Below are 25,379 nucleotides of genomic sequence, written 5' to 3'. Positions count from 1 at the left end.
GCTTTCATATCCATAGTTATTCCAATTTTTGAATCTTCGAAAATATTGGAACATTAACAATGGAGACTCTTATGAAAAAGGCATTCACGATGTTTGCCCTTTTGTTATTTTCCATCACTGCGTTCGCAATCACGGGTAAAGACGACTGGGAAACAATTCGAAAAAGCCGTGACGTCCTCATCGTACAGCCAGCATTTGCTGAGCGTTTTGGGAAAGACGGGCTGTTTAATTCGTGCGTCTCAGGCAACGAAATCAGAAGTATCACCCCGGTAAAAAACTGTGTCGCTTACACTCAAGTCGACAATGAAAATCAAAATCAAAACCTAAGCGGATACAAAAACTATAACTGTACTCAGTATAGAAAAGAGCATGTGAGCATGAACAGACTGCACACAAAAGAGCACTGTGTTCGTTTTGCGCCGATTAACGAATACACTTCTGGTGAATGCGTGGCCTATGAACCATCAAGTGCAGTCTACCCGACCAGCTATAGACTTCCAGTCATTGAGGCCGAAGGTGACGAGTATGGGACTCACCTCTTTTCTAAAACCTATGCTTTGCCTGAATGTGATTAATATTTAACTTAAAAACTTAGGAGTTTTCATGGAAAAGAAAACAAAGAAGATCCGCTATGGAGTTGTAGGTCTCGGGAACATAGCCCAGTCGGCCGTGCTTCCCGCCTTTAAAAATGCCGCCAACAACTCTGTGCTCACCGCTCTCATTTCCGAGGATAAACAAAAATTAAAAGTCCTCGCTAAAAAGTATAAAGTCAAAAACACTTATCTTTTCGAAGACCTAGAAGAGTGTTTTATGAAAAAAGAGATTGATGCTATTTACATCGCCACTCCCAACGATCATCACCGCCAAATCGTCGAACTGGCCGCTCAGTACAAGATCAATGTCCTTTGTGAAAAGCCCATGGCCGTCACACTCAACGACTGCCTTTACATGGATCAAGTGGCCAAAAAACATAATATCAAAATGATGGTTGCTTACCGCTTGCACTTCGAAGCGGCCAATCTTGAAGCGGTCAAGATGTGCCGCCAAGGTGCGCTTGGCGACCTGAAGTTTTTTAATTCATCTTTTAGTTATCAGGTGAAAGATAAAAAAAATATTCGTCTTAACCCTACATCTGTTGGTGGTGGTGCCCTTTATGATATCGGGATTTATTGTATCAATGCTTCCCGCTACCTGTTTCAGGCAGAGCCTATTGAAGTCGTCGGCTTCTCCGTGACAAGTGATGACCCCCGATTTATTAACACCGAAGAAACCACTTCGGCCATCCTTCGCTTTCCCAATGATAAGCTGGCCGCTTTTACTGTAAGTTTTGGTGCCTACGATTCATCTGATTATGAAATCATCGGCGAAAAAGGACGCATCCGTTTAGAAAATGCTTACGACTATGCCATGCCAATGGAGCTTAGGACTTTTTTGCAAACTCGTAGCGGTGAAATGAAAAAGCAGACAAAAAAATATAAAAAGCGCGACCAGTTTTCGGCCGAACTTCTTTATTTTTCTGATTGTATTATCAAAAACAAAACACCCGAACCAGGGCCTGTAGAAGGAACGGCCGATGTTAAAATCATCCAGGCAATTTTAGAATCAATCCATCGCAATCAACCAGTTTCACTGGACCCGGTTCACAAGCAAATGTATCCAAACCAGAAACAAAAGATTATGCGACCAGGTGTGAGAAAAAGAAAACTCTTTCATGCTACCGGGCCGAGCAAAGATTAACATGATGTAAGGAGATAGGCGAAAAGCAAAAAACTTTATGAGGCGAAATAACCTCACTTTATGTTATGATGACGTTTATGCGAATAGACGTCATCATCCCTACATTTAACCGTGCTCCGGTTTTAATGAGGGCCATTCAAAGTGTGCTCAATCAAACCTATCAGGATTTTACACTTCACATTGTCGACGATGGATCAACTGATGAGACAGCAAGCGTGTTAATTCAAGTCCAATCGCAACCAAATGTCGTTATTCACCGTCAGGAAAACCGCGGAGTCAGTGCCGCCCGAAACTTCGGTGTAAAAAATAGTACTGCACCTTATATTTCTTTTCTGGACTCCGATGATGAGTGGATGCCGGAAAAACTTCAGGTGCAGGCTAATTTCTTAAAAAACTCACCTCACCTCTCTTTTCTTCACAGTGAAGAAATCTGGGTGAGAAACGGTGTGAGAGTCAATCCTAAGGTCAAACACCAAAAGAGTAACGAAAACCTTTTTACGCGCTCATTAGACTTCTGTCTGATCTCTCCTTCTACCGTAATTTTAAGCCGCGAGCTCTTTTTAAAACATAATGGTTTTGATGAGAGTTTTACTGTGTGTGAAGATTACGATCTGTGGTTAAAGATTCTAGCAAGCGAAGAAATAGGTTTTATTGAACAACCTCTTACTATTAAGCATGGAGGGCATGAAGACCAGCTTTCAACGAAGTTTGTGGCCATGGACTACTGGAGAATCAAATCCCTTTGCCGCCTGGTAAAAGAGGCTTCACTTTCTTTAGAGCAGAAAGAAGAGGTTAAAAATGTTTTGGAGAAAAAAGCGCCCATCCTTTTAAAAGGATATGTGAAGTATCAGAATCAAAGAGCGCATGATGAGATCAGCACGCTTTTAAAAGACACTATTTCTTATTTTTAAACTCACCTGTGTACTTAACTTTGCCAATGCCATCAGTATTGATCATCCACTTGGCCATTTGACGGTATTTGACAACCAAATCATCAAGGCGGCGTTGGTCTACCGGACATGTCATCCCCATCTTTGCCAAGCGAGCTTTTAACTTGTCTGCCGTTTTTTGAGTGGGAAACTTTGAGCAGTTAATGGCCTCATCCATCGAATCATCAACATAGTTTCTGAAATCGATTTCTTTTACCTGGGCCCATTGATCGTTTTGACAAGCAATGTATGGCCCGATGTTGTGGTCTGCACCTAAGACATCATCACGGAGCTGAAGCATATGATTCCACATCCTCATCCCGTTAAAGTTGGCCCCCAGGTCCCCATAACTAAATACACCATTGCCGATCTTGTTTCCCCCCAAGAAAAACTTCTCGCCAATGATTCCTTTTTTAACTGCTTTGATTTCGCCTTTTTCGTCCAGGTAATTTTTTGTAAAGTAATTAAACCCCTGTCCAAACATGTGCTCTAATTTATCTGTTCCAATCGTCTGGTCACCAATTCTCATTACACCAGACATCGTGATGCCTTTTTTAGCGAAGATGGTGAATCCCATTCCAATTCCATCCCACATTGTCCAGTCCTGATAAATTGAATCATCAAGTCCGATGATGCGTTTTTCAACATTCGGATCTTTTAAAATATCAATGATCAACTCGCCCGTTAAATGATTAGCGAAATGACCACGAAGCGCTTTATAAAGAACTTCTTCTCTACAGCCTTGCCCTTTGGCATTGGCTTCCTTAATTGATTTTATAATAGACGCGTTGGCCTTAGCATTGACGATTTTCGCACTGTCTTTAAGTGGTTCATCTCTTCTGCTGAATTGATCAACTTCTGCACTAAAAACCGATTGTGAAAGTACTGCTAGCCCTATAATGAAGACTTTAGAAAGTCCCATAACACTACCCCTCATATCGCACACCCAAGATTATAAGCGGCAATATAAGGGAAAAGTGTCATTTTAGCACTAGGCTATGAGTTTTTTACAGGGTGCTTGCTTCTGTAGCGAATATTAAGGGATTCAACCAGTAAAGAAAAGGCCATCGCAAAATAGATGTAACCTTTCGAAACATGTTGCCCCATTGATTCGGCCACTAACATAACCCCAATAAGAATCAGGAAAGACAGGGCGAGGATCTTCACTGTCGGGTGCTTTTCGACAAAAGCACTGATCTTGCCGGCAGAAAGAAGCATAACCACCATCGAGATCACCATGGCCACAACCATGACACTTACCTGGCTTACCATCCCTACGGCAGTGATCACAGAATCGAGAGAGAAGACAATATCCAGCACCAGAATCTGGGCCAGCATAGTGCCTGCACTCACCTTCTTTTTCGACTTAGCATCTTCAGGAAGAGCGTGTTCAGGGTCTCCTTCAACTTTGTGGTGGATTTCAAAAGTAGACTTGGCAATTAAGAAGAGACCCCCGCCTAATAAAATGAGGTCGCGTCCAGAAAAGCTTTGTCCAAACACCGCAAAAAGCGGCTCTTTTAAAGTCATGATCCAGCTGATTGAGAATAAAAGCAAAATGCGGATAACGAGCGCAAGACCGATACCGAGGTTTCTGATCTTGGGTTGTTGTTCAACCGGAAGTCGTCCTACTAGAATAGCGATAAAAATAATATTATCGATTCCCAGAACAATTTCCATGGCCGTTAAAGTGACAAGAGCGATTAACACTTCATTGGTCAATTCGAACATTGATTCCTCCTAAAATAATTATTGAGCAAGGACACATCTTGTTTCTAAAAGATAATCTCTCGTCCATAGAGTCCATGAAAGAGTATCTTCTGCTGTCCTTAAGTACCCTTCAGCATATGATCTCGATGGCCCTTCAAGATTAAAGATTTCTAATTCAAATTTTCCTGCGCCTTTATTGTTGATGTAAAAAGAGAAATCATCGGCAATCACATATGCTGTTTTTGTTTTTGGCTCCACCTTAAATTGTACTTCTGCCACTGTGTCCATATTTACAATTACTGTGCAGTAAAGTTCTTCAGCAAAAACCACATTCGAAGTTAACGCTAATGCTAGTGCGATAACGAATTTTTTCATACGACTTCTCCATGAAATACTAAAGTGTTTTAGACTTTTATTCTATGCGCCGGCATTACCTTTGCAAAGTTGTTTGTTGTGACTTTAACCTTATCAGGAAGAAATGCATGAAACTAGCTCCCAACTTACCAAAAACTCTGCTTTTAGCGACGGTTCTTACCGCCTTAGCAGCGTGTAGCTCAAAACCTGTTGTCCAAGATTTCCCCGCAACGGCCAATCCAACTGAGGAAATAACGAACCTGGAAAACGAAGTTAAGACAGCTGAGTCAAATCAGGTCAATGTTCTTTCACCACGCAACTTCAAAGAGGCCCGTGAGTCCTTAGAAGATGCAAAAAAAATGAATCTTAAAGGAAAAGATGCAGAGGACACACTTCATCAAGTGGCCCTGGGAAAGGCTTACCTTAATAACGCCAATGCCGTGGCAGAAGTGGCACGCAATAATATTGAGGATGTCATCGCGGCCCGTGAAGCTGCAGTTGTTGCAGGCGCCCCAAGCTACTTTGGAAAAGATTTTAAAAATGCCGATGAAGATTTCGCCGACCTTACTAAGGATATAGAAAAAAATAAATTAAGTGGCATTCCAAAAGAGCGCTCTGAACTACAAAAACAATATCTAGATTTAGAGCTAAAAGCGATCAAAGAAAAACACCTTAAAGGAAGCCGTGAAGGAATCAAAACAGCTAAGAAAGAAAAAGCTGAAAAGTATGCTCCTAGAACGCTGGCCATTGCTGAAAAAAGCTATGCTGATACTGAAGCCTACATTACAGCAAACCGCCATAACACATCAGGAATCGAAGCCCGTGCTAAAGAAACCAGCATAGCTGTCGAGCACGCTGTAAACATTAACCGCATATCTCAAAATCAAAAAAACCTTCCACCAGAAGAATTGGCCCTTATGATTGAACAAGAGAAAATGCGAGTTGCAGCAAAAGAAAGCCAACTTGAAACGGTTAATGATGAACTACAAACAACTCAAAGTGCTCTTGATAGACAAAAAGATGCCACAGCTGCTGCTGCCGCTTCTCTTGGGATGACAAAAGAGGCCTATGAGGCACAAAAAAGACTGAATGAAAAATATGAAACTGCCAGAAAAGAATTTGATCCTAGTGAGGCCGAAGTTTATAAACAAGGTGACGCTCTTTTAATCCGCCTAAAAGGAATGGAGTTCCCTAGTTCAAAAGCAACGATCACTGAAAGAAACAAACCATTACTGAACAAGGTTCAAAAAGTAATGGAGGAGTTCGGCTCAAGTGCAGTCACGATTGAAGGTCATACTGACTCTGTTGGTGGAAAAAAAGTAAACGACCGCCTTTCTCAAAACCGCGCCCAAGCTGTTAAGGATTACCTGCAGTCTAGCGGTGGAGGAATTGAGAACTCTGCTAAAATTGAAGCTGTGGGTTATGGATACCAAAAACCACTCGCTACTAACAAAACTGCCGATGGTAGAGCACAAAACCGTCGTGTAGATATCGTTATCAAACCTCAAAGCACTGAGCTATAGGAACAATAACCACGAAAGCCCCGTACCCACGGGGCTTTTTGGCTAAAAAACCCATATCTTCTGATCTATAAATGCAGTATTATTTATGAATGTCGAAGAAAGCTAAAAACAAAAAAAACCTGGACCCATTTACAAATGCCAATGACATTCAGGACATTCAAAAAGGGCTTGTCGACAAGAAAAAAGGCAAACGCACTCCTCAGGAAAAAAACCGCAGAGACCGCCATCAACAAAAAGAAATTGTCCGTCAATTAACAGATGAACTGGTCCGTCTGTCTGAAAAAGATATTCTTGAAGAACTTTCAAAAGAAGAGGCCAAAGGCCAAGTCAACGAAGTGATTTACACTATCAGACCCGTTAAGAGTAAAGACGATCTATAAGAAGGCCTTTGATTTGCAAGCCAGAGTTTAGATTATCCAAAAAAGAATTCTTAAAATAAGAGGATCCTATGGTTTTATCATCCGAAATGAAAATGTTATTTTACTCGTGCGTCCTTGGACTTATCCAACTTCTGCTGGCCGCTGCAATGACCACAAAAGAGCGCGGTCTCCAATGGAATCTCTCTTCCCGAGACAAACCAATTCCTCCCCTTTCGGGAATCGCCGGAAGACTTGATCGCGCGTTTAAAAATTTCATGGAAACATTTCCTTTTTTTATCGCCACCACTTTAATCGTTCAAATCACTGGAATGGCAAATGCGACGACGACTCTCGGGGCCCAACTCTACTTCTGGGCGAGACTCATTTATGTACCTTTTTATGCTTTTGGCATAATTGGGGCGAGAACTCTGATTTGGGTAGTTTCGCTAGTCGGGCTGCTGATGATTTTCTCAGCACTGCTTTAAAAGGAGAAAAGCGCCTAAGCGCTTTTCTTTCCTTCAATAAATGTATTGAGTCTGATGACTAATCCTCGTAAATCATCAACTTGTTCACCTAAGTGATTGGCCGATTCGCGGGCCGATTGTGAAGACGAACTATTTTGGTGAGAAGCACTATCAATCTCACTCATCGCTTTTGTGATCTCTCTGATACTCTGAGACTGCTCGTTGCTCGCTGATGAAATTTCATTCACCATGATATTGACATTATTTACGTGGGAGATAATTTCATCAAGGGCCTCACTGCACTTTTGTGCCGTCTCTGTTCCCGTGATGACTCTATCCTTACTTGCTTCCATCAGAGCGCTAATGCGCTTCTTTGAATGCTCAACCGTCGCTTCAACCTGGCGGATGCTGTTTTCCAAGAGTTCAGTAATCTCTTTAGCTGAATTCCCACTCATGGCTGCCAGGTTTCCAACTTCCTCTGCAACTACTGCAAATCCTTTTCCATGCTCTCCAGCTCTTGCTGCTTCAACCGAAGCGTTGAAAGAGAGGAGTTTTGTCTGGAAAACAATTTCATTGATAACTTTTGTTTTAGCTCCAATCTCATTAATAATTGTTACGATTCCACTGATTTCTTTATTGCTGTTTTCAATTTCATCTTTAATTTCAATAATGCTAGCTGAGATGTCATCAATGGCCTTCATTACATTTTCAACGGCTACTTTTCCAACATGAACACTCTCTTTGCTGTGCTCAGAAACTTCAGCTGATTTTTTAGCGTTATCTGCATTGCTAACAACACTCGCGCTCGTCTCTTCAACCGCTGCCGTTGTTTGTTGTAAGGCGGCCGCTTGTTGAGTGATACTTGCCGATAAACTGGTACTTACAGAACTAATTTCACTGGTAAATGAAGCTATTTTATCAGAGCCTTCATTCAAGCTGTCAGAGATTTCATGCAACAGTTTTGAAATCGATCTGGCAAAGTAATACCCGACGAGGAAACCACAAAGAATACCTCCAACGATTATTGCGTTTTGCAGGAGCTTGATGAAGCTTGCTTCTCCCATTCCTTTTGCAATCCACTTGTTGGCGTTGTCTTCATGAAAAGAAACAAGCGCAAGAATACTTTTGTTGTAAACTGCAGCGGCCTCTGGACAATCTTTTAGAAAGATCGCCAGGATTTTTTCTTTATCTTCTGCTGTTCCTGATTTTTGAAGTGCTAAGACTCGGGTTCCGATGTTTTTAAAATTAATCCAGTCTTTTTCAACTTGTGCATAGAGCTCTTTTTCTCCAGGAGAAAAAGGCGTTTCCCTGTAGTGTTTATTTTCTTTTTCATAAATGCCAATAAGATCAAGCACTTCCTGCACAGATGCCTCTTCCTCTGCTTTTGAAATGCCCGGAAGTCCCAGCGTTCTTAAGGCAATACGAATCTTGCTGTAATACAAATACAAATTGTCTGCTGACTTAATATTGGGAATGCTCACGGTTGCAAGTTTACTAAGACTTTCATCCATTTTGTTAATCCCCCAATAGCTAACTCCACCTACAACAACTGTAAAAAAGAGCAGCGTTCCACATAGAAAAAGCAGCTTAGTTCTCAGTCCCAAAGTATTCCACATAACCAAACCCCTATATAAAAAATAGCCAAAATAGTTCGGAATACTTCTCGATAGCTTTTAAGGTTCTCTTTAGGCTATTCGTCTAAGAATCAATAAACAGGATTAGGCGAGCAATAGACAAGCTACTTCTGCATACCTAACTTATTAATTTTATAGATAAATTTAAACTTACGCAAAATTTACGCTTTTCTTTTTTGGAAATCTGATTAGCATCAAGACATGGAATTAAAAGACAAAATTTCAATTCTCGCCGACGCCGCCAAATACGATGCCTCATGTGCTTCAAGTGGTGCTTACAGAAAAGCGGCACGCGGTGGAATCGGAAATTTGGAAGGCTCAGGTATATGCCATAGCTTCACCCCAGATGGAAGATGCGTGTCTCTTTTAAAAATTCTTTTAACCAACTTTTGTATCTACGACTGCAGCTATTGCGTAAATCGTATCTCGAGCCAAATCAAACGCGCGAAGTTTTCTGTGGATGAAATCGTCAACCTCACAATGGACTTCTACAGAAGAAATTATGTCGAAGGGCTTTTCTTGAGTTCGGGTGTGGCCAGAAGCGCAGATGAAACAATGGAAGAAATGATTGAAGTGGCCCGCCGCCTTCGCGTCGATCACAAGTTTGGCGGCTACATACATTTAAAGGCCGTGGCCGGTTGTTCACAAGAGCTTTTAAATAAAGCAGGTCTGTATGCAGACCGCTTAAGCGCCAATATTGAGCTTCCAACCCCAAAAGATTTGACCAATCTTGCTCCAGCTAAAACACACACCGAGATTGAAAAATCAATGGAGCAGATTCAAAGTCGCATTGTGGAGAATATCGAGGAGAAAAAACTTTTTAAGAAAGCTCCTCAATATTCCCCTGGAGGCCAAAGCACTCAGATGATTGTTGGTGCGACAAAAAGCACAGACAGAGACATCATGACCAAAGCTTCTGACTTGTATGGGAATTATCAATTAAAACGCGTTTACTATAGCGCTTTTAGTCCAATTCCAGACAGTGACCCAAATCTTCCGTTAGTCAAACCACCAATGATCCGCGAACACCGTTTGTACCAAACAGACTGGCTTCTGCGCTTCTATGGTTTTAAAGTGGATGAAGTCCTTCCAACTGATCATCCAGAGCTTGATTTAGATCGCGACCCGAAACTTTCGTGGGCCATAAGAAACCGCGGAACATTTCCAGTCGATTTAAATTCAGCACCAAAAAATATTCTCCTGCGTATCCCGGGCCTGGGTGTTCGCAATGTAGATAAAATCCTAGCGACCAGAACCTTCCAGAAAATTCGTCTAACTGATCTGACAAAGATGCGCGTGCATTTAGACAAAATCAGGCCATATGTAGTCACTGCTGATTACACCCCTCCACTATCTCAGCTAGACTCACTACATTTTGGCAAGCACCAAGGCCCGGAGTCTCACGTACAGCTCGACTTATTTTCGAGCTTCCAACAAAGCGTGACAGGAGAATTTTAATTGAAAGTAGTCACAATTGAACCCACATTCGATTCGTGGAGAACATATGCAAGGAGTTTGCTTTCTGAAAAAGTTCATTACGACGACATTGTTTGGAAAACTTCTGGTACTGGATCTTTGTTTGATCTTATGTCAGCTGATCATCGACCATCACCTGTTCAGCTAAGTATCCCACAAAGTTTTATGAAAGATGCGGCCTTCGTTTCTGCTTTTCGCGACGACTCGACTTGGCCTCTACTTTACAAACTGGCCTTTCGCTTAATTTATGAAAACAAACACCTCATGAGTGTTGCCCTTGATACAGACGTGCTCGATTTTCATAGACGTATGAGACTCGTCAGCCGTGATTTGCACAAAATAAAAGCTTTTGTCAGATTTAAGGAGATTAAAAAAAATGACGAATCAATTTACATGGCTTGGCACCGTCCTGATCATCGTGTGCTTAAATTTTCTGCTCCATTTTTTACAGATCGCTTTAACGGCATGAATTGGGTCATCTTCACTGAAGATGAAGCGATGAGCTGGATAGACAATCAACTTACTTTCGGGCCTGGAATCACACAACAAGAAGCCCTTGCATTCGACCACACGGAGGAACTATGGAAAACGTATTATGGCTCCATCTTCAATCCCGCACGAATCAAAGTAAAGGCGATGAAAAAAGAATTACCGGTCCGCCACTGGGCCACTCTCCCGGAGGCGTCGATCATAGATGAGCTCTTAAGAGAGGCCCCTAAGCGCCTGGAAGAATTTTACGAATCTCAAAGAGCATCGGCAGTGAGTCTCATAAGCGAAAGTGTTAGCTCCCTTTCAGAATTGAAAGCCGCTATCAAGAACTGTGCTGCCTGCTCTATATGTCACAAAGCAACTGCTCCAGTCTTTGGCGAGGGGCCAATGGACGCGGAGATTGTTTTTGTCGGTGAGCAGCCTGGAAATGAAGAGGATATGGGCGGATCTCCTTTTATAGGCCCTGCTGGAAAACTTTTTATGGATGCGCTTCTTCAGGCGGGCATCAAACGCAACGAAGTTTATCTCACCAACGCAGTTAAAGGATTTAAATGGAAAGAACATAATGGCATGAGAAAGCACGTGAACCCTTCTTCTTTTGAAATCTCGGCCTGCAGGGCCTGGGTTAAATCAGAATTGGAATTGATAAAACCACGCATTCTAGTTTGCCTTGGGGCCAGTGCCGCTCAGTCGGTTTTTGGAAAGCTTATGAAAGTGCACGACTCTCACGGCAAAGTTTTTAATACAGCATTTTGTGATCAGACAATTATTCTCCCCCATCCTTCTGCTATTTTGCGTACACAAGACCCGGAAGATAAAATGCGCCTCCATAGTCAATTCCTCGGGGACATCATGGCCTTGAAAAATATTTGAGCAACTCTTTCGGTGACATCTTGAGTTCAAAAACACTGTCTTTTTAAAATAATTTTATTTCATATTTTGGCACCCCAACTGCACTTCTGATTATTACAGGAAGTCATTTTATAAATTCTGTTCATTTATAAAGGGGTGAAGGCATGAGGCCTTTTAATTTAAAAGCTAGTTTCATAGCTCTTTCTTTTCTTTTATCTGCCGCTGCCTTTGCCAGCGGTTCGAAGCGTCCTGATATTGGAGAAGGAGGAACTGATGGTTCAGACACTGTCGTCACTTACCCAGTCGTTATTCCTCCCGATAATCCGGTGACTGACGAAGAAGCACAAGAGATTGAAGAGAAATACTCTCACCTCGATCCTGATAAATTAGTTCCTTCTCCTCTTTTAGAAAAGGCCGTCGCTTTCTACGATGCCAATCTGGCGATCATAAAAAATCAGCGCTACATGGTGGTGATTGATTTCAAACAACACAGTGGTAAAAAAAGATTTTATCTCATCGATATGGAATCAGGTGAAGTTGAACCATATCTTACTGCTCACGGAAAAAATTCTGATCCTGATTATGATGGATACGCTACGAAGTTCTCCAATACGAATGGCTCGCTTATGAGCTCTCTTGGTTTTTATCTTACTGCTGAAACATACTATGGAGAGCACGGTTACTCTCTTCGCCTTGATGGTCTCTCCAGCACCAACTCTAATGCAAGAAAGCGCGCCATCGTCGTCCATGGTGCTTCTTACGTAAATTCTTTTCTTCCAAAAATGGGTCGCAGTTATGGGTGCCCGGCAGTAGATGAAAACTTTTCAACTCAAGTAATCGACATGATCAAGGGCGGAACACTTATTTTTGCCGATGGCTAACGAATGTAGGGCCTACGTTGAGTGGTAAATTCCCTAGGAAAATGATAGAATAAGAGGGTCCGACAAAGGGGCGTTAACAAGGATGTTCCCATGACGAAATCATTAGTCACTCTGTTATTCTCTATTGCAATGATCACCTCTTGTTCTTCAGCGCCTTCAAGGCCTCAACTCTACCCGAATCAAGTGGCCAAAGACCGCGGTCCGAATGCTTCCAAACAAGACATCGATCAATGCTTAAAAGAAGCAGAAGATTATCTTAAAACTCCAGAAGGGAAAAAACTCAAAGACAGCATCAATCCCGGCAGTGTCAGTACATCAATTGGATTTGGTTTTGGAACAGGTGGCTCTGGAATCGGATTAGGTGTAGGAACAGGTGGTGGACGATCGCGTTTGTCTGGGGAAGAGCAAGTCAGAAGAAATTTTACCAATCAATGCTTAGTGAATAAAGGTTATCAAGTTGTTGGTTGGGAAAACTAAATACCTTACGACATTAATTTTGCACTTTTTACCAGCTTATCTTAGTCATCGTCAGCGTAAACTGCCTTTTTTATGTCGGACGGAAGCTTACCGCTCATTCCTTCTACGGCTGTATTAGTTAGAATAAGCACTGTCAGCTTATTAACAGGATCAACCCACCAAGTGTGCCCCCAAACTCCACCCCACTCGTAGCTTCCTTTTCCCATAGGAGACTTGGCCTCGTCCGCATCAGTTAGAACTTTAAATCCTAACGACCACCCCCACCCAGGGCCATCAACGTTGAGACTTCCCACTTGATTAGTGGTCAGAGCTTCATGTGAGTTTTTATTCAAGAGAGTTGAGCCTGTGCGCAGGTCTTCGAAAAATTTTAAAAGATCGGCCGGTGTTCCCACCATCCCAGCTCCACCAGAAGGATACGCTTTTTTATCCAAGGCCCTTCCCGGTGAGTAAACGATTTCACTGGCCGCAAATTTAAATCTCTCTGTCTCGGCCATGCGTTTTGGTTCTGGTTTAGCGTCAACGTAGGCCGCTGTAAGCTTCCCTGCATCTTTAGCAAAAAATCCAGAGTCATTCATTTGCAGTGGTTTTAAAACCTGCTCGTCTATGATGGCCCCCAATTCTTTTTTCTCAATACGAGTCAGGATTTCTCCTAAGACGTCTGTGGCCAGAGAGTAGCTCCATTGAGTTCCTGGTTTAAAAAGAAGAGGTGCCAGAGCGATGCGCTTGATATTTTCTTCCAGCGTGATATCGGCCTTATCCAGGCCGTCTGAGACGCGGAGTGTGTGATAGGGCCCATCTTGCACTTCAAAAAATGAGTAATTAAGTCCCGCTGTGTGAGTTAACAGATGGCGGATCGTAATTTCTTTATTCAGCTCAGGAATCCACTTTGAAGCGGAGTCATCAATCCTGATTTTTCCCTGATCAATTAATTTTAAAACAGCAACAGTCACAATTGGTTTTGTGATTGAAGATAATCTAAAAAGTGAATCTGTCGTCATCGGAGTTTTAGCTTCACGGTCTGAAAATCCATGGGCCTTATTGTAAATCAGCTTTCCATCACGGCTAACCATGACCACGGCCCCAACAATACGTTTTTCATCCAGACCTGAAGTAATGGCCTTATCGAGCCTTGATTCTAAAGTGTCGGCAAAAGTGTTTTGAAATGAGAGCGCCATTAGGGCAAAAAGGATCAGTAGTTTCACGAAAAAAATTCCTCCAAAAAGCTATATAGTCCTCTTAAAATCCCCTAGCAAAACATTTCGAAATAAGTTTTTTTTATGACTTAGGCACATGGAAGTTATTAAGCGCGCTCAGTTGTATCAGGTTTGGTTCTCTGCTAGACTTTAAGTTATGAATTCAGAGCATTCACTGATGTTGAACATGGTTTTTATCACCCTAGGTGGTCTCTTTCACCTGGCCGAATACCTATGGCCGGATAGAAGCCTGACACGCAAAGAGGAGTTCGCTAAAGACGTTATTGCCTTTATGCTCTTATCTCTTTGTGGAGTTCTAATTTCCACTCCCCTTATTCATTACTACCGTACGTTGGATTTAAGTTTCCTGGCCGCTCTTCATGAGTTAGGTTCATTCACTAAAATCGCCCTGGCGACCTTGATTACCGACTTCTTGAATTATTGGATTCACTATTACATGCACAAGTACAGCTGGTACTGGAAGGCACACGTTCACCATCACCGCGTGGTAAACCTTTACTGGTTTTCAGGACTGCGAGCAAGTTTTGGCCACTACGTCTCTTTTATCCTTTCGCGTGTAACAGTCGGAATTGTACTTTTAAATCTTTCAAGCGGTGAGCTTTTCTTCTACCTGTCTTTTGGACTTATCACGAATTTTTATCAGCACACGAATGCGAGAATCGGGCATCGCTGGGTCGAATGGATTTTAGTCACCCCGAGAGTGCATCGTCTTCACCACGCTTCAAACGGCAGGCGATTAAAGAACCTGGCGACGATTTTTTCTTTCTGGGATCGAATGTTTGGAACTTATGTAGACCCTGAAACACACCCAGCTGATTATGAGCTGGGTGTAAAGAGTGATAAAAAATCAGAATGGAAAGAATTAATCGGTATCTAGTTAGCTAGTTCTGGTTCTAAGTCTGAAGTTGTTTCAGTTTCTTTTTCACCATCTTCAAGGAAATCCAGGTCGCGTCCGAAAGTCTCTTTCATTAAGAAAAGAGCAAGGAAAGCTAGACCAAAAACAACCCCACCAATTAGAAGAACACTTTGAACAATCGTAAAGTGAGGCTTAATCACTAAGAACGACGTCGCAATAATCATCCCCGATCCACGAACAAAGTTTGGAACTGTTGTCGCAACAGTTGATCGAATATCTGTTCCGAACTGCTCTGCTGCTGTCGTAACAAGAACTGCCCAATACCCTGCACATGTCCCTAAAAGGAAACATAGAAGGTAAATGAATGTGTCACTTGCTCCATGAGCGTTCATATAAATGATCATAAGAGTCAGTGCTGTTGCCAGGAAAAAGCCGATCGCTTTTTTTCTCGATCTCATCCACTGCGATAAAAGTCCACTTGCTAAGTCCCCTACAGCTAGACCAATTGATCCGTAAATAAGTGCGTCAGCTGCCGTCACTGGAGTTTTTAAACTTAACTCACTTGTCACTTCTGGAGCTAAAGTCATAAGAATCGCTGTAATGAAATAAATTGGCACCCCTACTAAAACCGCACTTATGTAAAGCACAGCTCTTTTTGGAGCAAAAAGTAATTTTAAATTTCCACGCTTAACGTTTGAATGCTTAAGCTTCTTAAACATCTCAGAGTCAAAACTCTTAAAGCGCGCAACTAAAAGAAGAAGTCCTAAGATCCCACCGATAAGGTAAGCGTGGTTCCAAGCAAAATACTTCCCAACTAAGGCCGCACATAAACTTCCCGTCATACCAAGTGTGGCAATGAGAGTTGTCGCAAGACCTCTGTCTTCTTTGTTAAGTGATTCAGCAACAAGTGTAACCGCTGCTCCTAACTCTCCAGCAAGACCAACACCTGCTAAAAAGCGCAGGGCCTCGTATTGCCAGACTTCAGTGACAAACGCATTAAAGATGTTTGCTAGTGAGTACATTAGGATTGAAGCGTATAAAACAGTGTGACGGCCTTTCTTGTCTCCAAGAACTCCCCAGAAAATACCTCCAAGAAGCATTCCCCCCATCTGCCAGTTGTAGAGCTTCACCCCTACTTGAATCATTTCTTCAACAGAAGTGATTCCCAGTGCCTGCATCGAACCGACGCGGACAACGCCGAAAAGAGTAATATCGAACATGTCGACGAAATAACCTAGGGCCGAAATAATAACCGTAGGAGTCAAAATACGGGCAAAACGCGATTGCTTCATAGTGATCTCTTAATATATTTGCAGGTAAATATTAAGCGGCCAGTCTCCTATGGGAGAGCAAATATGACAAGTATAAATTGTTTCAACGCTCCTTAATTTCTCCTATAATAAGAGTATGAAAACATCAAAAATCACCCTCTTACTCGCTCTTCTTTTCCTATTCACATCTTGTGCATCAAAACCAAAGCTTTATCCCAACGATACTCTTAGAACAAAAGGAAAAGTCGCCTCTGAAGCCGACATCGATCAATGTATCAAAGACGCTGAAACCTACCTGGATTCTTCTGAAGGAAAAAAAATCGCTAAAAGCGCAGGCTTTGGGGCGATGGTTGGTGGAGCAATGGGTGCAGTGGCCGGAGCTTTTACTGGTGATATTGGAGGAGGACTTGCTCAAGGAGCGGCCATTGGTGGCGCCGGTGGAGCAGTTTCAGGCTCACTCTCACCGGATGAAATCAAACGCCGTTACGTCAATCAGTGTTTAGCGGATAAAGGCTATCATGTGATTGGTTGGGATTAAATCAACCGGCACTCTTTCCCTTTATAAGAGAACTCTTCAACTTCCTGAATCGGCAGAACTTCTACACCTGTTTGTTTAAACTTCTCTAAAAGTTTTGGAACTGAATCCACCGAGCGCGCGTGCACGTCGTGCATAAGCACCACTCCTCCACCGAGAGGTTTTGAGATATTAATTTTTACTTTGTAGTAAGTGCCATTGGAATTCTTTTTAAAGTCGTAGCCTGTTCCACCAAAAATGTTGGCCATAACATTTTGAGCGATATCATCCGGAGTCATGTCGGCCAGCCAATCAACGGTGTCGATATCCCAGAAAGCAAAGTTAATACAGTTGTCACGAAAGAGTTCGTTAGAGACTTCCTTCATAACATTGAGATGGTGATACGCTCTTGTTTTTGAACCGTAAGCTCCATAAGGAAAACGGTAATAGATTTCTCTATTGAGTGCATTTTCTTCTTCGATCAATTTAGATGTCATCAAGATGGATTGTTTTAATTCTGCTCTATAGACGGCTTCTGTCTTTGTATCTGAGCTGATGTGATTGTGGTGGTGGCTGGCGATATTATGGCCTTCGGCGATCATTCTTTTGACGACAGGTAGAGTTTTAGCATCGATATTGCCGGTTAAAAGAAAGAAGGTCGCTTTGACATTGTACTTTTTTAACGTGTCTAAAAGTCTTGGAGTGGTTGTCGCATCAGGGCCATCGTCGAAAGTCAGGACAACTTTTTTTGTTCCTCTTAAAGACCTTGTTAAGTACTGGGAGAAACCGGTGTCTTTGCCGGGGACGTAAATTTGACCTGGGTTGGGGAACTGTTTTTCGTCGAGAGATTGAGCGTGAGCTTGCACGGCCATTAAGGCCCATACCAGTAAAAATTTCATTTCATCATCCTTGATTAATTACTTTCCATTCTTCTGTCCTCTGCTTTCCTTGTCAATAAAAGGGTTCTGACTTGTTCTCGCATAAGAATAGTTCATTTCCTTAGGAGAACACTAAGTACGATTGGCCAGCCGAAAGTCTTTGAAATGACTCTACCTATTTTTGGCCTTCCCCTTGAAATACCTCCTCCCAACAAATCAAAAAAGGAGATCAATATGTACGGATCATCATTTCACCTTGAGCAGTCAATCAACACAAACCGCATGATGAAAACCTCATCATCATCCACAGAAAAAAACTGGATTGCAGTTATCTTTGCTTTCTTGCTCATTGCTCTTTCAACATCAAGCTTTGCAGGCCCTAGCCAACCACGACTGCCAGGTGGAAATGGGACCGTACGTGGAAGATAAAAAGAAAAGGCCCTCGCAATGAGGGCCTTTTTATAGAACAGCTCGAAAGCTATAAGATGCGCGAGGATTACGCCAGCATTTGATCTTCAAATGCGGCAAGAGCAGCTTTCGCTCCCTCGCCCATGGCAATAATGATCTGCTTATAAGGAACAGTAGTAACGTCTCCAGCGGCATAGATACCCGGAACATTTGTTCTACCTTTATTATCTACAACAATCTCACCAAACTTAGTTGTTTCAACAACATCTTTTACAAATCCTGAGTTTGGCAGAAGACCGATCTGAACAAAGATTCCGTCCAAATCAACTTTCATCATTTCTTTTGTCTTTCTGTTTTCATACTCAAGTCCGATAACCTTTCCTCCATCCCCTAATACTTGAGATGTGCGGGCTTCAGTCACGATTGAAACGTTTGGTAGAGACTTCAGTTTATTAACTAAAACCTGGTCCGCTTTTAACGTATCATTGAACTCAAACAAGACAACTTCCTTTACGATACCAGCAAGGTCGATTGCGGCCTCAACACCTGAGTTACCACCACCAACAACGGCAATCTTTTTACCTTTGTAGTATGGGCCATCACAGTGAGGACAGAAAGCGACTCCGCGACCGATATATTCTTTTTCCCCTGGAATGTTGAGTTCTCTCCACTTGGCACCAGTTGCGACAATCAGTGCTTTTGTTTTGATGACTTCTCCACCTTCGAGGTGAACGATTTTGTGTTTTCCTTCTGAGATAACATTTTGAACACGACGGTGTTCTAAAACCTTAACCGGGTACTCTGCGATATGCTGGTTAAGTTGAGCGGCAAGCTGTGGCCCTTCAGTGTATTTCACACCGATAAGATTTTCGATTCCCTTTGTGTCCTGAACCTGACCACCAATTCTTTCTGCAAGCATCGCTGTCTTTAAACCTTTACGAACAGAGTAGATCGCAGCAGAGGCCCCTGCAGGTCCACCACCAACAACAACTACGTCGTATTCTCCAAGATCCTGATTAATCACTTCGCCTGTTGCTTCCTGAACACCAAAAGCTTTTTCCAGTGCTGAGAGCAGGTCGATTGTATTTAAGCGGCCAGAATAAATCATTTTATCGTTGACCACTACACTTGGCACCCCTTGGATTCCTAGTGTTTTAATTTCTTCTTGAGTGTATTGCCCGTCAATCATCGTGTGCTTAAAGTTTCCGTGAATCACGGCCATTTGATTTAAGAATTGCACGACATCCGGACAGTTTTCACATGTAAGTGAAACATAAGTTCTGACCTCAACCGGTCCTTTTAGTTTTTTCATACGGGTTGAAATCGCTTCATCAGGGAACTTCCCTTTATTGTCTGAGTTTAGGATCGCTAAGATCAGCGATGTGAACTCATGTCCGCTCGGGATACCTTTAAACGTAATACCGTTTGCTTTCCCGGCGTATTCTAAATGAAACTGAGGAAAAGGTGCTTTGTGATCACCTACTGCTGGCTTGGCCGTGATGTTAGTTGAGGTTCCTGCAACCTGCTCTAGCATGCTGACCAGGTCTTTTTGATCGGCGTGGTCACTTTCGCTGTAAACTAAGTCTACATTTTTTTCTAATTTGGCGAAAACTGATTTTAATTGCTCGATGATATTGTTGTCTAACATAACGTCCTCTTTAAATTCCTTTTTATAGTTCGAGAGAAAAAGAGGTGGGAGAGCATTCTCCCACCTCTATTATGGTAAAATCTCAATTCTTAGATTTTTCCTACTAGGTCTAATCCTGGTTTTAATGTAGCTGCACCTGGAGTCCACTTAGCTGGACATACTTGGTTAGGGTTAGCAGCAACGTATTGAGCCGCTTGAACTTTTCTCATTAGTTCGTCAGCGTTTCTTCCGATTCCGTTGTCGTTGATTTCAGCAAGCTTAATGATCCCTTCTGGGTTCACAAGGAAAGTTCCTCTGTAAGCTAGGCCTTCTTCTTCAATGTGAACACCGAAGAATCTTGAAAGGTGACCTGTTGGATCTGCAAGCATTGGGTACTTGATCTTCTTGATTGTTTCAGAAGTGTCGTGCCATGCTTTGTGTGTGAAGTGTGTATCTGTAGATACAGAGTAAACTTCAACACCTAGTTTTTGGAATTCAGCGTATTTATCTGCCATGTCTCCAAGTTCAGTTGGACATACGAAAGTAAAGTCAGCTGGGTAGAAAAAGAAAATTGACCATTTTCCTTTTAGATCTTCTTGAGTCACAGTTTTGAAGTCACCATTTACGAAAGCTTGTGCTTTGAAATCAGTAACTTTAGTGTTGATTAATGTTGCAGCCATTTTTTTCTCCTTTTTGAATACAATGGTTATTGAACAAGAAACTAAATTCTCTTGATCATTCTACGGTGTTTTTTAAAATAGAGATAATTGATTTTAATTCTTTAGCGATAGGTTAAATCTATGGACTTTCATTGGTAAAGGGCTAAAAGCACATAGCATTTTCACGCCTTTTCGTTGTTTCCACCTTATCATTTTTTCTACTATTTGTCGAGTTGATTGCTAATATGAAACTTTATCTGATCAAAGATCTGAGGGGTTTCAACTTTTAAAAAAGGCAACTCATCATCAATCTCTACGGCCAATGCCTGAGACCGATACCGCTCAAAAAGATAAAAGCACTCTTCATCACTGTCATGATGGTTTAAAATCTCCATGATAAGTGACATAGATATGAGAGCTGGGTAACCACGCTTGCCGTGAAAAGAAGGATAAATTAACTTCATTTCAGGATAAGCACTTTGAGCGGCATCGATAAGTTTATTATAGTGCTGGTAAGTGAGCATTGGTTGATCTGCGTGGCAAATGGCAAAATAATCGCTCTCTGGACTTAAATGCAAAATGCCTTCTCTTACTGATGAGTGAATTCCGCGTTCATAGTTTTCATTATGGACAACTTTTAAAGGAAGACCTCTTAACTCTTTTTCAATCATCAAGTGATCATGTCCAGTGATGGCCAGGACTTCATAAAATTTTGTGCACTCTATTTCTTCGGCCACTCTTCTTAAAAGAGTTTGGTCTGCGATCTTAAGTAGAAGTTTATGAGCAGGATATGTACGCGTGCTTTTTCCCGCACACAAAAGCAGACAAGACACTTTCACATGATTAGACATTGGGGCCTCTCTTTTTTCATCCTCAAAAATTGAACACCAAAGACATCAATAACGGTACAGGATGAAATAAATAAAAACCACTTAATCTTGTTTTTTTCTCAGACTAAATTTCGGATTTTTGCCAGGGCAGTTTGGCATCCTAAGCTGAAAGAACGGAATCTTCCATTTTCTAAACGCATCAACCAACGATCAATGGTCAATGTACGCGACACATAAAAGAAAATGAATCCGATGGCGACAGGTCGAAGAAGATACCAACCTATTTGCGCATGATCACTCTGCGAAAAATAAAGAAAGGCCGCTGTCATTGCAAGCGAGATTAAAAAAAGAGGACGAAATAAATCTTTGAAGGCGAGCCATGCTGCATTCTTTGGTGCAACTCCATGATCGCCTACGCGCACTCCTTTTTCTCGCGCCATGCGAATGAGCTCTTCGTCATAATTTTTTCCATAGATAGTTTTCCCGCGAATACGCCAGGCAAAAAGAGCAAGCGCACAGGCCATGAGCATTTTGGTCACAACTAAAGCAAGGAAGATGTACAAAAGATTTTCTGGTTTCAATTTGTGATAAGGAAGAGTTTTTTCAAAAAGGTATTCAGCAGCACTAAAGAGTTTATCGCCAAAAAAAAGATAATACGTCACCAAAGGTTGAATAAAAGACCATAACGAAAGTAAGGCCATTCCAAAACAAAGGCCGACCGGGTTTACCCCTAAGGAAGCGACCCCGATATTAAAAAGAAGACCCTGCATACTTAAGCTGAGCATCGGTCCTAATTTTTTTCCCGCAGGCGAAAGCGATTTTAAAACAGCAGAGACATTCGAAATACTGTAGGCCACCCAATTATTATCAGGAAATTCCTGAGATAAAATGGTCGCCCGGCAAAGAATAAAACCCTGATTAAGAGAGAGAAATACTCCGGAAAAAGGGACATGAAAAGCATGAAGCAATGACCCTAATCCCACCTCAATGATGGACAGTGATGCTCCATAATCCCCAATAATTTCGACTTTTTTATTGTCGTGAATGTTCTCTGTCATATCTTAAGTTTCTCTTAATGGAATTTCTGACCTTAGCAGGTAAGTTTTCTCAATTCCTTTATAATTAGGCTAGAGGTTTTTATGAAAATACTACTTTTTTTATCGGTTTTTACTCTGCACACAGAGGCCAGCGAGCTTACCAAACAAATCTGGAGTCAAGGTGATGATCATTACCTAATGACTTATGAACCTTCGAGCAAAATTCTTATTTCAGAAAATTGTTTTAACAGCGACGTCACTCTTGAAAAATCAAAATGCGAAGCTGCTCAAATCCTAAAAAAGAAAAAGCAACTACAGGCGCCTCCCCATTCGGCCAGCGGTGGAAAAAATCCGGGAGCTGTTGTCTGCAAAGATGTATTGAAAAAAAGTATCGTGATGCTTAAAGATCAAAAAAATAATGAAAATTCTTTTTGCCGTTTTGATGATGGATCGTTAATTGCCGCTATTTCACTTGAGACATTGTTAAAGGATTAGTTATGAAGATTGCCTTATTACTGCTTACTCTTTCACTTAATACTTACGCACTTGATTGCGGAGGAATTCCCGAAGGTCATGTTTTCAGATTAGACCAAGGTGACGGTCCACTTTCTAAAGCAGCGGTTCAAGACCAGGATGGCGTTGGAAGTTGTTATGCGAATCAATCCTCACTTCTTCTTCAGTCAGTGATTCCTGATCACCCAAATCTTTCCTATCTAAACCTCGGCCTCTACTACACGAACGACAAAGCATTTGAGGAACAACGTAATAAAGGAAACTATCTCTATACGCTTGATAAAAAAACGGCAGACGGAAAGACTCTTTATGAAAGTAAGTCTGCTATCAACGGAGGGTTTGCTTGCCAGACCATTAAGGCAGCACTCGATAGACAAAGGAAATCTGGAGTCGGCTCCCTATGTAAGGCCGAAGACGTGGCCTTAGAACATAACTTTTTTAATGAAAAAGGTAACTTTCAAGACAACACTCACAAACAAGAGGCCTCACTGACTGGCGCTTCTCGCTATATGAACAGCTATCAAAAACGTTTTGGATTCGCCTTTCAGGAAGGCATGGTTAACATGCAGGAAAAAAGAGAAGAAGCAGACCGTTTTTCCAATGCTCTTAGGAATTTTGTTAAAAATTCCAGCGATTCTTTTTTTACAGAAAGATGTACGCAAAAAGATGAAGATAAATTAGATCGTTTAATTTCCAATGCAATCACTCGCGCTATTAATCTCCACCCTGAGTGTGTATCAAAAAACCGCATCAACACAGATGCAGGAGCGGCCTGTAAAGGATTTGATAGCTTAGGATTTATATCAGTAAGTACGATCGGAAATAGCAGTAAGATTAATTTCATCTTACTAAATAAACATCGTAAAAAGTTATTTAAAGAGATGGATCGTTTTTTTACCAACAAAGAAGGTGTAGGGAAATTTGAAAGCAATATCACCTCTCTTTTAAAAGGATTTAATAAATCTAAAACGACAGCGGCCCAGAAAGACTCGTTTGCAAAAGAGATCATGTCTTCAATGGGAACTGAAGATAAAAAGGCATTACAAAATGAATACAACCGTATTGCTTTAGGACAGATTGACGCCTGTAAATCGCAGAATGTCCTCGCCTATTTTAAAGATAAAAAAGAATTCCAGGACAAAGCTAAAAGCGACACTGTTTTATGTAACTACTCCGAGCTGATAGAAAGGGCCGCTGACCTGGCCAAAGTTCTGCCGGAAAAAACATTCAGTGACATGAATGCCTTTGTCGACTTCATTACTTCGAAGGCCGGATTAAAATACGACGAAGCCCTGCTTTCTTTAATCGCTAAAGACTGCGCTCCTGATAAAAGAGTCAAAATACCGGAAAACCTAAAATGTGAGTCCACACGTGTTCTCATGGATGCCAATGATTTCGGAACAGACGGGCCAAAAGAGAAATTCATTAAAACAGTTACAGACAATCGCACAAAAATGTTTGCGAGTCTAAAGGACAACAAAGCTGTTGGATTAGATATCTGTACCAAATTCTGGAAAGAGCCTACTTATGACTTTCACAAGGAGAGCTCGAGTATAAAATTCCAGACATGTACCAATACAGGTGTTCACGGCTTCCACGCCATCACAATGATCGGATATCGCTGCCAAAATAACAAACTTCAATACCTGGCCCAAAACTCATGGGGACCAACCTGGCAACTTGATGGCAATCCTTATGAAATCGAAGATGGAAAAATCTGGATGGATGAAGAAAAACTTTTTATGAACCTGGATAATATTAACTACCTTTCACAGTAGAACGCAAACGTTTAATCGTCTGGGGAATTTGATCAATGAGATCCGTTGGTCTTAACCCCAGATGGTCATTGCCTTTTTTCTCCCAGTCTTTAGCCGCTGTTCCATGAATAAGTACACCAAGCGCCGCAGCTTCATAAGCTTCCAGTCCCTGGGCGCGAAGGGCCGTAATCACTCCCAAAAGAACATCTCCTGTTCCGGCCTTGGCCAGGGCGACTGAACCAAATGTCGCATAAGTTATTTTTCCCTTAGATGCCAAAAGGGTCTCATGCCCCTTAAGAATAATCACGCATCCAAATTTGAGATAGGCCTCATTTAAATAATATTCGCGGTTATTTTTAACGTCTTTGACTGGTACATGAAGCAGGCGCGCTAACTCTCCTTCGTGAGGTGTCAGAACCCATGAGGCCGGAAGCTTTTTTGTCTTCATTTGCGATAGAAGAGTGAGAGCGTCTGCATCCAGAATCACTCGTTCGGCCTTCATTTTTAAAAGCGCACGCAGATAACGGGCCTTGCTTTTTTCCGTCCCCAATCCCGGCCCCATCGCAATGACACTTCCTTGGTGTTTTTTCAGCGTGGACAAGGAAAATTTGTGGCAAATGAAATCTGGAAACTTGCCCCAGGGATAATGAACTAAATCTGTCATTAAATGGGTATAACCGGCACCAGTACGGGTGCATGCCAGAGCGCTTAATAGCCCCGCTCCCATGAATTTACCTCCACCTGCAACAATTAACGCTACTCCACCGTCTGACTTATTAGAGAGCTTTTTGCGCTTGGGTATTGATTTCAATAGGGGCTTTTGTGCTATTTTCTCTGCCATTTCTACTACTCCTCCAAGAAATATACCCAATCTTTCGAGATTAGTAAGTATGCGCTTTTCCCAAATCCTTACTTAGAGAGTATAATAATATA

At 41.9% G+C, this 25,379-nt stretch carries 27 protein-coding genes; 15 read left to right on the top strand and 12 right to left on the bottom strand.

The genetic code is table 11. The features are described from left to right. Window positions 1-71: 71 nt before the first annotated feature. From ACN20O_RS14460 to ACN20O_RS14450, 3 genes are all read left to right on the top strand, one after another. Entirely contained in the window at window positions 72-575 is a 504-nt protein-coding gene (locus tag ACN20O_RS14460) for a hypothetical protein (protein WP_491634624.1), read from the top strand. A gap of 28 nt (window positions 576-603) precedes the next feature. Next, the gene (locus ACN20O_RS14455) at window positions 604-1,737 is read left to right on the top strand and encodes a Gfo/Idh/MocA family protein (protein ID WP_491634623.1); all 1,134 of its coding nucleotides are present in this window, start codon (window positions 604-606) and stop codon (window positions 1,735-1,737) included. A 77-nt stretch (window positions 1,738-1,814) separates the two neighbouring features. Next, window positions 1,815-2,648: a glycosyltransferase family 2 protein gene (locus tag ACN20O_RS14450; RefSeq protein ID WP_491634622.1), complete on the top strand. Its 834-nt coding sequence runs from the start codon at window positions 1,815-1,817 to the stop codon at window positions 2,646-2,648. Here the strand turns inward: ACN20O_RS14450 and ACN20O_RS14445 are convergent. The 3 genes from ACN20O_RS14445 to ACN20O_RS14435 form a co-directional block, all read right to left on the bottom strand. Beyond that, complete coding sequence (locus ACN20O_RS14445; protein ID WP_491634621.1) at window positions 2,632-3,588, bottom strand: hypothetical protein; 957 nt, start codon at window positions 3,586-3,588, stop codon at window positions 2,632-2,634. The two genes, ACN20O_RS14450 and ACN20O_RS14445, sit on opposite strands and share 17 nt — an antisense overlap. A 74-nt stretch (window positions 3,589-3,662) precedes the next feature. Beyond that, window positions 3,663-4,394 (bottom strand): TerC family protein, encoded by a 732-nt coding sequence (locus tag ACN20O_RS14440; protein ID WP_491634620.1) that lies wholly within the window; start codon window positions 4,392-4,394, stop codon window positions 3,663-3,665. An 18-nt stretch (window positions 4,395-4,412) separates the two neighbouring features. Beyond that, window positions 4,413-4,748, bottom strand: coding sequence for a hypothetical protein (locus tag ACN20O_RS14435; protein WP_491634619.1), 336 nt, complete (start codon window positions 4,746-4,748; stop codon window positions 4,413-4,415). Window positions 4,749-4,855: 107 nt separating this feature from the next. On the opposite strand from ACN20O_RS14435, the gene ACN20O_RS14430 reads away from it, so the two are divergent. The 3 genes from ACN20O_RS14430 (at window position 4,856) to ACN20O_RS14420 (ending at window position 7,094) form a co-directional block, all read left to right on the top strand. After that, window positions 4,856-6,250 (top strand): OmpA family protein, encoded by a 1,395-nt coding sequence (locus tag ACN20O_RS14430; protein ID WP_491634618.1) that lies wholly within the window; start codon window positions 4,856-4,858, stop codon window positions 6,248-6,250. A gap of 89 nt (window positions 6,251-6,339) precedes the next feature. Next, the gene (locus tag ACN20O_RS14425; protein WP_491634617.1) at window positions 6,340-6,630 is read left to right on the top strand and encodes a hypothetical protein; all 291 of its coding nucleotides are present in this window, start codon (window positions 6,340-6,342) and stop codon (window positions 6,628-6,630) included. Between the two features lie 68 nt (window positions 6,631-6,698). Next, on the top strand, window positions 6,699-7,094 hold the full coding sequence (locus ACN20O_RS14420; protein WP_491634616.1) for an MAPEG family protein: 396 nt from the start codon (window positions 6,699-6,701) through the stop codon (window positions 7,092-7,094). A 14-nt stretch (window positions 7,095-7,108) separates the two neighbouring features. Here the strand turns inward: ACN20O_RS14420 and ACN20O_RS14415 are convergent, their stop codons facing one another. Beyond that, complete coding sequence (locus ACN20O_RS14415) at window positions 7,109-8,689, bottom strand: HAMP domain-containing methyl-accepting chemotaxis protein (protein WP_491634615.1); 1,581 nt, start codon at window positions 8,687-8,689, stop codon at window positions 7,109-7,111. A 219-nt stretch (window positions 8,690-8,908) separates the two neighbouring features. On the opposite strand from ACN20O_RS14415, the gene ACN20O_RS14410 reads away from it, so the two are divergent. The 4 genes from ACN20O_RS14410 (at window position 8,909) to ACN20O_RS14395 (ending at window position 12,882) form a co-directional block, all read left to right on the top strand. Further along, window positions 8,909-10,165 carry a putative DNA modification/repair radical SAM protein gene (locus tag ACN20O_RS14410; RefSeq protein ID WP_491634614.1) on the top strand — a complete coding sequence of 419 codons (1,257 nt, stop codon included), beginning with the start codon at window positions 8,909-8,911 and terminating at the stop codon, window positions 10,163-10,165. Next, complete coding sequence (locus ACN20O_RS14405; protein WP_491634613.1) at window positions 10,166-11,545, top strand: UdgX family uracil-DNA binding protein; 1,380 nt, start codon at window positions 10,166-10,168, stop codon at window positions 11,543-11,545. It abuts the gene before it with no gap. Window positions 11,546-11,688: 143 nt separating this feature from the next. Then, window positions 11,689-12,405 carry a murein L,D-transpeptidase catalytic domain family protein gene (locus ACN20O_RS14400; RefSeq protein WP_491634612.1) on the top strand — a complete coding sequence of 239 codons (717 nt, stop codon included), beginning with the start codon at window positions 11,689-11,691 and terminating at the stop codon, window positions 12,403-12,405. A 90-nt stretch (window positions 12,406-12,495) separates the two neighbouring features. After that, window positions 12,496-12,882 carry a hypothetical protein gene (locus ACN20O_RS14395; RefSeq protein WP_491634611.1) on the top strand — a complete coding sequence of 129 codons (387 nt, stop codon included), beginning with the start codon at window positions 12,496-12,498 and terminating at the stop codon, window positions 12,880-12,882. 41 nt (window positions 12,883-12,923) lie between these two features. On the opposite strand, the gene ACN20O_RS14390 is transcribed toward ACN20O_RS14395, so the two are convergent. Beyond that, window positions 12,924-14,084 (bottom strand): serine hydrolase domain-containing protein, encoded by a 1,161-nt coding sequence (locus ACN20O_RS14390; RefSeq protein ID WP_491634610.1) that lies wholly within the window; start codon window positions 14,082-14,084, stop codon window positions 12,924-12,926. Between the two features lie 148 nt (window positions 14,085-14,232). Here ACN20O_RS14390 and ACN20O_RS14385 point away from each other — a divergent pair, with 148 nt between their 5' ends. Continuing rightward, complete coding sequence (locus ACN20O_RS14385) at window positions 14,233-14,973, top strand: sterol desaturase family protein (RefSeq protein WP_491634609.1); 741 nt, start codon at window positions 14,233-14,235, stop codon at window positions 14,971-14,973. On the opposite strand, the gene ACN20O_RS14380 is transcribed toward ACN20O_RS14385, so the two are convergent. Then, window positions 14,970-16,244: an MFS transporter gene (locus ACN20O_RS14380; RefSeq protein WP_491634608.1), complete on the bottom strand. Its 1,275-nt coding sequence runs from the start codon at window positions 16,242-16,244 to the stop codon at window positions 14,970-14,972. The genes ACN20O_RS14385 and ACN20O_RS14380 overlap by 4 nt on opposite strands. Window positions 16,245-16,359: 115 nt before the next feature. Between ACN20O_RS14380 and ACN20O_RS14375 the strand changes: the two genes are divergently transcribed. Further along, window positions 16,360-16,761 carry a cell envelope biogenesis protein OmpA gene (locus ACN20O_RS14375; RefSeq protein WP_491634607.1) on the top strand — a complete coding sequence of 134 codons (402 nt, stop codon included), beginning with the start codon at window positions 16,360-16,362 and terminating at the stop codon, window positions 16,759-16,761. Here the strand turns inward: ACN20O_RS14375 and ACN20O_RS14370 are convergent. Then, a complete protein-coding gene (locus tag ACN20O_RS14370) occupies window positions 16,758-17,636 on the bottom strand; it encodes a polysaccharide deacetylase family protein (RefSeq protein WP_491634606.1) in 879 nt (292 codons plus the stop codon). The genes ACN20O_RS14375 and ACN20O_RS14370 overlap by 4 nt on opposite strands. Window positions 17,637-17,849: 213 nt before the next feature. Between ACN20O_RS14370 and ACN20O_RS14365 the strand changes: the two genes are divergently transcribed. Continuing rightward, complete coding sequence (locus ACN20O_RS14365; RefSeq protein ID WP_491634605.1) at window positions 17,850-18,044, top strand: hypothetical protein; 195 nt, start codon at window positions 17,850-17,852, stop codon at window positions 18,042-18,044. A 67-nt stretch (window positions 18,045-18,111) separates the two neighbouring features. On the opposite strand, the gene ahpF is transcribed toward ACN20O_RS14365, so the two are convergent. The 4 genes from ahpF to ACN20O_RS14345 form a co-directional block, all read right to left on the bottom strand. Then, window positions 18,112-19,671 (bottom strand): alkyl hydroperoxide reductase subunit F, encoded by a 1,560-nt coding sequence (gene ahpF / locus ACN20O_RS14360; RefSeq protein WP_491634604.1) that lies wholly within the window; start codon window positions 19,669-19,671, stop codon window positions 18,112-18,114. An 89-nt stretch (window positions 19,672-19,760) separates the two neighbouring features. Then, window positions 19,761-20,330, bottom strand: coding sequence for an alkyl hydroperoxide reductase subunit C (gene ahpC, locus ACN20O_RS14355; protein ID WP_491634603.1), 570 nt, complete (start codon window positions 20,328-20,330; stop codon window positions 19,761-19,763). A 200-nt stretch (window positions 20,331-20,530) separates the two neighbouring features. Then, window positions 20,531-21,160, bottom strand: coding sequence for a nucleotidyltransferase family protein (locus ACN20O_RS14350; RefSeq protein ID WP_491634602.1), 630 nt, complete (start codon window positions 21,158-21,160; stop codon window positions 20,531-20,533). 98 nt (window positions 21,161-21,258) lie between these two features. After that, the gene (locus ACN20O_RS14345) at window positions 21,259-22,197 is read right to left on the bottom strand and encodes a hypothetical protein (RefSeq protein WP_491634601.1); all 939 of its coding nucleotides are present in this window, start codon (window positions 22,195-22,197) and stop codon (window positions 21,259-21,261) included. 81 nt (window positions 22,198-22,278) lie between these two features. Between ACN20O_RS14345 and ACN20O_RS14340 the strand changes: the two genes are divergently transcribed. After that, complete coding sequence (locus ACN20O_RS14340; RefSeq protein ID WP_491634600.1) at window positions 22,279-22,671, top strand: hypothetical protein; 393 nt, start codon at window positions 22,279-22,281, stop codon at window positions 22,669-22,671. A gap of 2 nt (window positions 22,672-22,673) precedes the next feature. Further along, window positions 22,674-24,467: a C1 family peptidase gene (locus ACN20O_RS14335; RefSeq protein ID WP_491634599.1), complete on the top strand. Its 1,794-nt coding sequence runs from the start codon at window positions 22,674-22,676 to the stop codon at window positions 24,465-24,467. On the opposite strand, the gene ACN20O_RS14330 is transcribed toward ACN20O_RS14335, so the two are convergent. Further along, window positions 24,448-25,287, bottom strand: coding sequence for an NAD(P)H-hydrate dehydratase (locus ACN20O_RS14330; protein WP_491634598.1), 840 nt, complete (start codon window positions 25,285-25,287; stop codon window positions 24,448-24,450). The two genes, ACN20O_RS14335 and ACN20O_RS14330, sit on opposite strands and share 20 nt — an antisense overlap. Window positions 25,288-25,379 lie beyond the last annotated feature (92 nt).

The sequence above is a fragment of the Bacteriovorax sp. As-1 genome, from assembly GCF_058446905.1.
Note: the sequence above shows the minus strand (reverse complement) of the source record. Positions and strands in the feature narration are given on the sequence as shown.